6 protein-coding genes, 1 tRNA gene and 1 pseudogene are annotated in these 10,473 nt (G+C 41.3%); 4 read left to right on the top strand and 4 right to left on the bottom strand.

Features of this window, described 5'->3' with window-relative positions:
- Together FTU38_RS11220 and FTU38_RS11215 are read left to right on the top strand one after the other, a co-directional pair.
- Window positions 1-5,298 (top strand): BapA/Bap/LapF family large adhesin (locus FTU38_RS11220; RefSeq protein ID WP_180111215.1); only part of this gene is annotated, 5,298 nt, incomplete at its 5' end.
- Between the two features lie 73 nt (window positions 5,299-5,371).
- Window positions 5,372-5,689 (top strand): MGMT family protein, encoded by a 318-nt coding sequence (locus FTU38_RS11215; protein WP_180011029.1) that lies wholly within the window; start codon window positions 5,372-5,374, stop codon window positions 5,687-5,689.
- 100 nt (window positions 5,690-5,789) lie between these two features.
- On the opposite strand, the gene FTU38_RS11210 is transcribed toward FTU38_RS11215, so the two are convergent.
- Together FTU38_RS11210 and FTU38_RS11205 are read right to left on the bottom strand one after the other, a co-directional pair.
- Window positions 5,790-6,230: a universal stress protein gene (locus FTU38_RS11210; RefSeq protein WP_180111213.1), complete on the bottom strand. Its 441-nt coding sequence runs from the start codon at window positions 6,228-6,230 to the stop codon at window positions 5,790-5,792.
- Window positions 6,231-6,523: 293 nt separating this feature from the next.
- Window positions 6,524-6,940: a hypothetical protein gene (locus FTU38_RS11205; RefSeq protein WP_180111211.1), complete on the bottom strand. Its 417-nt coding sequence runs from the start codon at window positions 6,938-6,940 to the stop codon at window positions 6,524-6,526.
- A gap of 167 nt (window positions 6,941-7,107) precedes the next feature.
- On the opposite strand from FTU38_RS11205, the gene FTU38_RS11200 reads away from it, so the two are divergent.
- Window positions 7,108-7,184, top strand: a tRNA-Met gene (locus FTU38_RS11200).
- A 266-nt stretch (window positions 7,185-7,450) separates the two neighbouring features.
- Here FTU38_RS11200 and FTU38_RS11195 read toward each other — a convergent pair.
- Window positions 7,451-9,076 carry an NAD+ synthase gene (locus FTU38_RS11195; protein WP_180105912.1) on the bottom strand — a complete coding sequence of 542 codons (1,626 nt, stop codon included), beginning with the start codon at window positions 9,074-9,076 and terminating at the stop codon, window positions 7,451-7,453.
- 375 nt (window positions 9,077-9,451) lie between these two features.
- A pseudogene (locus FTU38_RS11190) lies at window positions 9,452-9,700 on the bottom strand (hypothetical protein); the annotation flags it as partial.
- 449 nt (window positions 9,701-10,149) lie between these two features.
- Between FTU38_RS11190 and FTU38_RS11185 the strand changes: the two are divergent.
- Window positions 10,150-10,440, top strand: a complete 291-nt coding sequence (locus FTU38_RS11185; protein ID WP_180014671.1) for a hypothetical protein — start codon at window positions 10,150-10,152, stop codon at window positions 10,438-10,440.
- Window positions 10,441-10,473 lie beyond the last annotated feature (33 nt).

Below are 10,473 nucleotides of genomic sequence, written 5' to 3'. Positions count from 1 at the left end.
ACCGTGAAACTGGATATTGCTGCAGGAAGTTATAGCGATGCGGCAGGCAATGCAGGTCAAGCAGCCACAGCTTCACATAGCGTGGCAAGTATCGATAGCACAGCCCCAACAGCAACGATTAGCATTGCAGATAATGGCGATGTGAAAATCAGCTTCAGTGAAAAAGTCGTTGGCTTTGATGCAGACGATGTAGAGGTCACTGGCGGAAAACTGACAGACTTAGCACAGCAAGCCGATGGAAGTTGGATCGGTAAAGTTGTGGCGAATGGCACTGACGGTAGTGCAGCGACCGTGAAACTGGATATTGCTGCAGGCAGCTATAGCGATGCGGCAGGCAATGCTGGTCAAGCCGCAACTGCTTCACATAGCGTGGCAAGTATCGATAGCACAGCCCCAACAGCAACGATTAGCATTGCGGATAATGGCGATGTGAAAATCAGCTTCAGTGAAAAAGTCATTGGTTTCGATGCGGACGATGTACAGGTCACTGGCGGAAAACTGACAGACTTAGCACAACAAGCCGATGGAAGTTGGACTGCTAAAGTCGTGGCGAATGGCAACGATGGAAGTACGGCAAACGTTAAGTTGGATATTGCTGCAGGTAGCTATAGCGATGCGGCAGGCAATGCAGGTCAAGCCGCGACAGCTTCACATAGCGTGGCGAGTGTGGATACCACAGCACCGACCATTACTATCGATGATCTAATCATAACAAATGATCAAACACCAACGATCAGTGGAGAAACTGAGCCGGGTGCATCTGTCTACGTATATATTAAAGACTCTGCAGGCGTGGTGAAATTTGAAGGCCAAGCAAGTGTATTTGCAGACGGTGCTTGGACATTTACACCTCCTCGTAATTTAGATGATGGTGAATATACGGCTGTTGCAATTGCAACGGACAGAGCAGGTAATACAGCTGAAGCAAATGATGGGTTTGAAATCGATACGACTCCGCCAACTGTTGATATTGATGATTTTGATTTCTTTGCAGCTCCAGCTGTGGCTCCGCTCGCTACATTTGTTATGCGAGCGACGACGTTATCCACACCGTCAATTCCACTAACCAACAACAATAAACAGACTTTCTCTGGCACATCGAGCAAAAGTACGGAAGTTCTGATCAATATTTATGATGCTGAAAATAATTTATTGGATTCAGGCTTAGCGAAACTTGATACGGCAACAGGGAAATGGACGTATACACCATCGGTTGCTTTACCAGAAGGATTATTAACTTTAGAAGCTATATCGAAAGATATCGCTGGTAATATCAGTGCACCATCAACTAAACAATTTATTGTCGATACCATTCCACCACTTATTGATATTCATGATGTCGGTGTTATTACAGATCCATCTCCAAGTTTTAGTGGAAAAACTGAAAAAGGTGTAACTGTTACCGTAAGTGTGAAAGATCAACTCGGAAATGTGGTAGAAACAGGACAGGCACTTGTTGATGCTCAAGGCAACTGGAGTTACCAATCAAAATCACATCTGGCAAATGGTCTTTATCATATTGAAGCGATTGCGAAAGATGCTGCCGGAAACTCGAGTCAAAAAGTAGCGACGAGCACAACAATTGATAGCACTGCTGAAGTGAGTATTGCGGTTCAGGCAAATGCCGATGGTTCTGCAACGGTAACGGGTAAAACTGAACCGGGTGCAAGCGTTGAAATCACTACGCCAGACGGTCAAACCTATCCTGCAACAGTTGATGCCAACGGTCAGTTTACAGCAACGATTTCATCACCGGCTGCAGAAGGTACCTATACCGCAACAGCAACAGATCAAGCAGGAAATCAAGGTTCTGCATCAGCAGATCTAGATGACCAAGTTGCGCCGCAAATCGATGATCTAGAAGTCGATGCAAATGCCGATGGTTCTGCAACGGTGACAGGAAAAACTGAACCCGGTGCAAGCGTTGAAATCACTACGCCAGACGGTCAAACCTATCCTGCAAGCGTGGATGCCAACGGTCAGTTTATAGCAACGATTCCAACGCCTGCTGCAGAAGGTACCTATACCGCAACGGCAACGGATAATGCTGGAAATCAAGGTTCTGTAACAGCAGATTTAGATGACCAAGTTGCACCGCAAATCGATGATCTAGAAGTTGATGCAAATGCCGATGGTTCTGCACCGGTGACAGGTAAAACTGAACCGGGTGCAAGTGTTGAAATTACTACGCCAGACGGTCAAACCTATCCTGCAAGTGTAGATGCCAACGGTCATTTCACAGCAACGATTCCATCACCTGCTGCGGAAGGGACATATACTGCAATAGCAACAGATCAAGCCGGAAATCAAGGTTCTGCAACAGCAGATCTAGATGACCAAGTTGCGCCGAAAATCGATGATTTTAAAGTCACATCAAATCCAGATGGCTCTGCAACCATTACAGGTAAAACTGAATCAGGTGCGAAAGTTTCTATAACTGATCCACAAGGCAAAGATATAGATGTTAGTGTCGATGCCAATGATCATTTCATCGCACAAATTCCTGCAACAGCAGCAGAAGGCACATATACAGCGACTGCTACTGATCAAGCAGGGAATCAAGGTTATGCATCAGATGATTTAATGGATGCAACTATGCCGGTAATTCCAACTGCGGAAGTGAACCAAAAAGATGGCTCTACTGTCTTTGGTATAGCTCAACCGGGTTCAGAAGTGACGGTATATGCCTCTGATTCGAAGCAAAAGCTTGGGACGGCTGTAGCCGATGCAAATGGGGTGTATAGCGTTCAACTTCAGCCTGCTTTGGTGGATGGTGAGCAAGTAAACGTCACGGCGAAAGATGCAGGCGGTGAATCACCAGCAATCACAGCGCAAGCCCCAGATCTATTTGCCCCTGATGCACCGACAGCGAAAGTCAATGCAACAGGTTCTGCTGTGGAAGGTGTGACCGAAGCTTTTGCCATTGTTACCGTATACGGTGGTAGCAAAGGCACAACCCCATTGGGTACAGCGACTGCGGATGCCAATGGTTATTATCAAATTGCACTTGTACCTGCACTTGTGGATGGCGAGCAAGTGAAAGTGACCGCAAAAGATGCAGGTGGCGAATCTTTAGCTACACCAGCATTGGCACCAGACTTGTACGCACCAGCAACACCATTTGCAACTTTAGATAGTCAAGGTGCTGTGGTCACGGGTCATGCCGAAGCGGGTTCGGATATCACAGTGTATGCCGCAGATGCTAAAACCATTCTAGGCTCTGCAATTGCTGATCTTGAAGGCAATTTCAAAGTTGTCTTACAGCCAGCAGTGACAGATGGTCAGCACATTTTAGTGACTGCGAAAGATGATGGTGGTGAGTCTGCACCTCAAGAATTAATCGCGCCAACTGTTAGCATTCACGCAGCAGATAATCTAGTCAATGCTAACATCAACTTTGAATATCCAGTTGAAGAAGTCCGTACCAATAAACTATTCAATGTTTTTGATCTGATTAATATTGGTTCAAAAGTACATACAGGTTACTTCTCTATCGGGGATCAAGAAGTTGGTGAGGCAACGATCAGTGTACATACAGGTTCATTGATCAACCTGTTTGATAAAGCAGAAATGCGACTATTTGTGAAAAATGCCGATGGTAGCTGGAAGCTGATCGCGTCGAATAAAGACTATGGTTTATTAGATTTTATCGGCATCTTTGGCGAAGAAACGGCTGTACGCGCGAAAAACTTACAATCAGGTGAATATAAGTTTGAGTTTGTCGGTGGTTCGGCTATTGGTCTTGCAACATCGGTCAGTGCAAATCTATCGTTAAAAGTGTTTGATACTTCAGTAGAACCTGAAGTGAGCCATGTAGAAGAAGCCAAAGGAAATGTCATCTCAGATCATGATGCACTTTATGGTCAGGACGCTGTTCCAGCAGGTGCAATCGTCAACAGTATCAATGGCCAATTGATCAATGGTACGACCACAGTCAAAGGGAACTATGGCACATTAACCATTCATCAAGATGGCTCGTATAGCTATAAACCGAAAGCTGATGTCACAGCGATTGGTAAGGCAGAAGTGTTTAGCTATTCCGTGGTTGATCCGGTTTCGGGCAAAGCAAGTAGTGCTGACCTGATAATTCACATTGATACGCAAAGCGATTTGGCGTTGAACTGGAATGCAGCGGAGCCAAAAGATCATGCAAGTACAGTTGTTGCTACCAACAATATTGACATGATCGGTTTGGATGCATCGAATACGGTATCTACAGGTAATTCAAGTTCAATTAGCTACAGTTGGTCGATTGGATTTGGTGGCACGAAAGCAGGTTCGACCAAAATCACCGTTGCAGATGGGACTGTAGAAGACATCAAAGTTGATTTTGGTTCTTCACAACTGGTTTCATTACTGGGTAATACCACGATTAACGTCTACGACGAAAAAGGTAAATTGGTTGCGACTTCGGGTGCTTCGACTGTAGTTGATGTTATTGGTCTATTGCCAAATGGTAATTCTGTCACGGTCAATGGGTTGAAAGCAGGAACCTATACGATTCAAGCCGTAACCAATAAAGGCATAAGCTTGGGCGGCAGTGTATCGGCGGTCATTTCGCGGAGCATTATTGACCTTGATAGCTTTACCGTAAAATCTGCTGCGAACGCTGCAACCAAAGGCAATTTATTAACTGATAATGATGGATTTGGTGTTGATACTGTCGCTTCAAAATATACAGATTTGTATGTGTCTAAAGATGGTGGCTTAACCTTTACCCAAGTGAGTTCCACGGGTACAACCATTACGGCGAAATATGGCGAAATGGTGGTGAAATCAGATGGTAGTTACACCTATACCCTTAAAGATACGAATCTTACCTCAGGTGCAGCAGAACAGTTTACGTATAAACTTGTTGCGCCAAATGGTGATATTTCAGCGGCAACCTTGACCATTAAAGCAGGTGTGAACTTCACAGGAAGTGTCGGTAACGATGAAATCACCAGTACTGCGGGCAATGATCAATTCACCACCAAAGAGGGCATTGATACAGTTATTTATAAAGTATTGGATCAAGCCGATGCTACGGGCGGTAATGGGGATGATACTTGGAATGACTTTAATGCGTCTGAAGGCGATAAAGTGAATATCAAAGCCTTGTTACAAGGTCAAAATGTCAATCAGTCGAATATTGATCAGTTTGTTTCGGTGAAAGCGGATGGCAAGGGCAACACTGTGATCAGCATTGATCGTGATGGAACAGGGTCTAAATTTGGCGATAAAGTTGAATTACTCACTTTGAAAAATACCGATGTGACTTTACAAGATCTAATCGATCACAACCAATTACTGTACTAATCTGTCAAAATTAAGTATTAATCAAAGAGGACCTTCGGGTTCTCTTTTTTTTATGCGGTTCAAAGGATATCAAATGAAGCAGAGTGATGAGTTGGCAACGCAAATTTTGTCGGTCATTCAATTGATACCGCAAGCAAAGATTGCCACTTATGGACAAATTGCCAAATTAGCGGGTTTACCTAAGCATGCACGACTGGTTGGCTATGTACTAAAGCATCTAGATACAACATCAACGATCCCATGGCATCGGGTGGTGAATGCTCAGGGAAAAATCAGCACGCAGCGTTGCAATGAAAAAGGTGAAAATATCCAGCAATTGAAATTGGCAGCTGAAAATGTCTTTGTGGTGAATGGACGCATCTCATTGAAACAATATCAATGGTTACCCTAAAAAATCCTTGCCTTCAACAAGCGTTTTTTATATTGATGACGCAGTCAATAAAAAAGCCCTCTAGGATCAGAAGGCTTTTTTAAGCTATAAATCTAATGGCTTATTTGCGCACAACCAAAACTGGAATGTCAGAAGCACCCAGTACGCTTTGAGCTACGCTACCCAAGAAGAATTTTTTGATCCCTGTACGGCCATGTGAGCCAATGATAATCAAATCTGCATGTGCCTCTTCTGCAGCTTTAACCAGTTCAGTATGCACCACTTGACCTTCAAGTAAGCGAGTTTCAACAGTGACACCTTCAGTTGAAAATTTCGCTTTTGCTTCTTCAAGTGTATTTAAAATCGATGCACGAGCACGTTCAATTAAATCATTGGTTTGTGCTGCTGAAATATACTCTGCAGCAATATATGGATCGAGCGTCAGTACTTGAACCACAGTAATTTTACTGCCAAAAGTTTTTGCAAACTCGACAGCTTTAGCCACCGCAGCATAAGAAGTTTCTGAACCGTCCACTGGAACTAAAATATTATTTAAAGCCATTATATTTCTCCTTATCTGATCAATTGAATTTGGATGGAAAAACCTGAAAAAAAGCGCTATTTACATTGATCATAGTTTCATCATACGCTTTTTTATTTAGGAATAAAACCAAGTAAATTCATAAGGATATTGCGAAATTAGTAATAAAAATATTGCAAAAATATGGACTTGTTTTCACCATGCTTAGCGATAGCAAAAATGCTCAATAATGTAAGCAGCTATGTCTAGATTGTAAGACAATTTGGTGCTGAAAAAATTGAGCCTAGATAATTCATCCATCAGTTGACTTGGTTTCAATCACACTGTTTTTCTTGCTCTGTCAGGGTAATATGCAACGTTTGTTGCTCAAGCAAGCTTAATTTATGCAACGAATCTTCAGGGAAGATCTGTTTTTGTAGGCGTTGAATCTGTCGCGCTGATAAATGCTGATTGGCACAATACATCGCAGCTTCATTGGCGCGCGCAACACTGACTAATTTCTCCTGATCATTGAAGTCGAGACGAATGATGGGTTGCTGTGCTCGGCTAAGTTGAGCCATGCTGCGCTTTTGTTGCATGCTCAATAAGGGCTGTTTATTAATCCAAGTCGCCACATCACGTCGCACACCATAGTAGTCAACAAAAATAGGCGAAACGATTTGGCAGCCCGTCAAGGTCATGACGGCAAGGCTGAGGGTCAGACAGGTTTTTTTTATCGGATTAAATTGCATGATAAAACTCTAATTTTTAATCAAAAAATATAGTAATTAGGGCTAAAAATAGCATGATTTGCTTAAATAGTAACATCTTGAACTTTGCTTGTTTAAACTCTGAACAATTGCAAACAAAAATGCTTGACGATAATGTGTGAAATCTAGATAATGCCACCACAGTTTACGGCTATGTAGCTCAGTTGGTTAGAGCACCGCACTCATAATGCGGGGGTCACAAGTTCAAGTCTCGTCATAGCCACCATTTTTATAGACCAAGCTCTCAGCTTGGTCTCTTTTTTTGTGCCTAGAAAAAGTCAAATAGATTGAAATAATTACAGCACTAATAAAATGATCTATTTACGATGTTTATGTAGAAAAAAAGAGAACTCAAATCTTTGATGTTATGCATTGATGTCCTAACTTTTGAAATACACATCTCAATTACTTTTTATATTTACTGCTGTGTTTTTTGCGCCTATAAAAAAAAGCCCAGTGATAGAACTGGGCTTTTTGATTTGAATCGAGTAATTAGATACCCGGTTTCCAACCATTCACGATCGGGTAGCGACGTTCACGGCTAAATGCACGTGAGCTGATACGTGGACCGATTGCGCCTTGGCGACGTTTGTATTCGTTTAGATCAACCAAACGGATGACTTTTTTCACAATTTCAGCATCAAAACCTTTGGCAATGATGTCATCTTGGCTCATGTCTTCTTCGATATACGCATACAAGATGGCATCCAATACTTCGTATTCAGGTAGAGAGTCTTGGTCTTTCTGATCTGGACGAAGTTCCGCAGAAGGTGGACGAGTAATTACACGTTCAGGGATCACTGGTGTTTCTGAAATGCTGTTACGGTATTTTGCTAGTTCAAATACAATCGTTTTATAAACGTCTTTAAGAACTGCAAAGCCACCGACCATGTCACCGTACAATGTACAGTAACCAACAGATAATTCAGACTTGTTCCCTGTAGAAAGGACTAAATTGCCAAACTTGTTCGATAAGGCCATTAGCAACGTACCACGAGAACGCGCTTGTAGGTTTTCTTCAGTCGCATCAGTCGGTGCAGCTCCAAAGAAAGGGAATAAGGTTTGCATAAAGCCATTCACAATTGGATTGATTTCGGCAATACCAAAAGTCACGCCCATATTCTTGGCTTGTTCAGCAGCATCTTCAACACTGATTTGTGCAGTATAAGTATATGGCATCATGACCGCTTGAACTTTATCTGCACCAATCGCATCGGCAGCAATCGCTAAAGTTAATGCTGAGTCAATACCACCAGATAGACCTAAAATCACGCCAGGGAAGCCTGAACGTTGTACGTAGTCACGGGTTGCGATTACAAGGCTTTGGTAGATTTCAGCCATGGTATTTAATACAGGCGTGATTGCACCTGTTTTAAAGGCTTTTTGTTCAGCATCGTATTCTGCGATATATAGATCTTCAACAAAACTCGGTGCTTGCAATGCAACTTCACCTGAATTGTTCATCACAAAGCTTGTGCCATCAAAGACAAGGTCATCTTGACCGCCCACTTGGTTACAGTAAACCAAATTGATGTTCAATTGTTTGGTCAATGCAGCCATGGTTTCAATGCGATGCTGTGGTTTACCAACTTCATAAGGTGAAGCATTTAAAACCAAAGCGGTTTCAACATTTAACTGAGCAAGCTGTTGAACAGTTGGTAATGCCCAAACATCTTCGCAAATCAACACACCAAACTTATGACCTAAATATTCAAAGACAAGGTGTTGATGACCTTCACTGAAATAACGTTTTTCATCAAAAACGCTATAGTTTGGAAGATTTTGTTTATTGTAAATCCCGAGAACTTGACCATTTTTCATGACAGCAGCAGAGTTATAGCGCTGACCATCTTCAGTTTGATTTACAAAACCAAAGACTAAAACGATGTCCTTAATGCTCGCTAATTGTTCAAAAGCTTGCTGTGTACGTTTATTTAAACTTGGACGTAATAATAAATCTTCAGCAGGATAACCAACTGTAGAAAGTTCCGGAAAAACAATAATATCTGCGTTCTGTTCTTTTGCAACATTGGCTTGTTGAAGCATTTTTGCTGCGTTTGATTCTAGGTTACCAATATGCGGAGAGAACTGAGCAAGTGCAATTTTAAAACTATTCATTCCAACTAAATCCTATTCCTATAGGTGAATACACTTAACACACTGATTTGTATTATTGTGATTATTCAGCGAGTGTATTTAGATACGAAAAATACTGCCGAAAGGCGAAAACAAAACACCATCATCGTATGATAATTCACTTGTTTTGATGCAAAGCAAAAAAATAAGGTGAACCTATTTTATCTGAATTTAAGCGAGATACTAGAGGTATTCATAGCTTTTAAAAGCCTAGCTGAGCTTATGTGCCATAAAGTAAATATTAATGCTGTTTTTTTGTACTCAAAATAGCGTCAATGGTCGAGCAATAGTGTGAAATAGAATGATCAGGCGATATTCAATTTTATCTAAAAATATTCGCTACAGAGCATGGAAGCTTTATAGCTCAATTTGATGAACAAGTTCTGGATATAAAATAATATTTTTAATTCGCTTTAAATAGATGTCACGTGCAATGTCACCTTGTTGCTCAATGTTGTAGTCAAAAAATGCCTTGTGTGCTTTGAGGGTATAGCGGTATGGATTATATTTTTTAAAACTAAAGAAATACGCCATCTGTAAAACAGCACCTCGACCCAAAACATTGATCTGCTGCTGGTATTGATAAACATGGGTCATTTCACTTATAAGTTATAAAAAATGGACATAGAGATATTAAGGGGTTATGGAAATTATTTTCTAAATATAGTCCATTGCTTTCCTTCAAAAAATGGACAGCTAATTTTTAGTCGTGTTGCATTTTGTTACAAATCAAGGCTCACAAATATAGAGAGTCATAAAGGAAATATCTTTCAGACAGTATTAAGAACGTCACTGTATGACGCTTTGTGTTTTTCCTAGCTAGTAACGCTATAAATGAGAAGAGTATTCTAAATCTCACTAAGATAGTGCAATCAATATTTCGTAGATGATCTACTGCATAAAAATAATTCTTGACATTAAGTCAAAAGCACTCCAATATTTAAGTTATGTGGAATGCATAGCTGTTCTACTGTGTAATTTTAGTGATGACAGGTGGCCGCCTGTCATCGTATTCAAAACTATTAACGCGACTAAACATTAGGAGTTAAGAACACATGAAAGTATATCAGATCAACTATGACCTGCGTAAACAACGTAACTATGACGAGCTTTATAAAAAAATTATGTCTCTAGGTAATTGGTGCCATCCTTTGGAGTCATGTTGGTTAATTGCCTCTGAAAAAACAGCATCACAAATTGCAGAAGATTTATTCAAAGTCATGGATGGTGATGACGGATTATTAGTGACTCGCTTACAAAATGAGGCTGCTTGGTACAACCTTGATTCAAAAGGAACTAAAGACGTCAGTAATTGGCTTCAAGAAAACTTAAGCAAAGCATCATAAATGGATTGAGCCAAGGACGGCTTAATCTCTTTT

The organism is Acinetobacter sp. YH12098, assembly GCF_013419235.1.
GTDB lineage: Bacteria > Pseudomonadota > Gammaproteobacteria > Pseudomonadales > Moraxellaceae > Acinetobacter > Acinetobacter amyesii.
Note: the sequence above shows the minus strand (reverse complement) of the source record. Positions and strands in the feature narration are given on the sequence as shown.

Excerpts from the sequence above, each read along its gene's own strand:
- FTU38_RS11210 (WP_180111213.1), bottom strand. The coding sequence starts at position 6,230 with ATGGCTTTAAATAATATTTTAGTTCCAGTGGACGGTTCAGAAACTTCT.
- FTU38_RS11185 (WP_180014671.1), top strand. The coding sequence starts at position 10,150 with ATGAAAGTATATCAGATCAACTATGACCTGCGTAAACAACGTAACTAT.
- FTU38_RS11195 (WP_180105912.1), bottom strand. The coding sequence starts at position 9,076 with ATGAATAGTTTTAAAATTGCACTTGCTCAGTTCTCTCCGCATATTGGT.
- FTU38_RS11215 (WP_180011029.1), top strand. The coding sequence starts at position 5,372 with ATGAAGCAGAGTGATGAGTTGGCAACGCAAATTTTGTCGGTCATTCAA.
- FTU38_RS11205 (WP_180111211.1), bottom strand. The coding sequence starts at position 6,940 with ATGCAATTTAATCCGATAAAAAAAACCTGTCTGACCCTCAGCCTTGCC.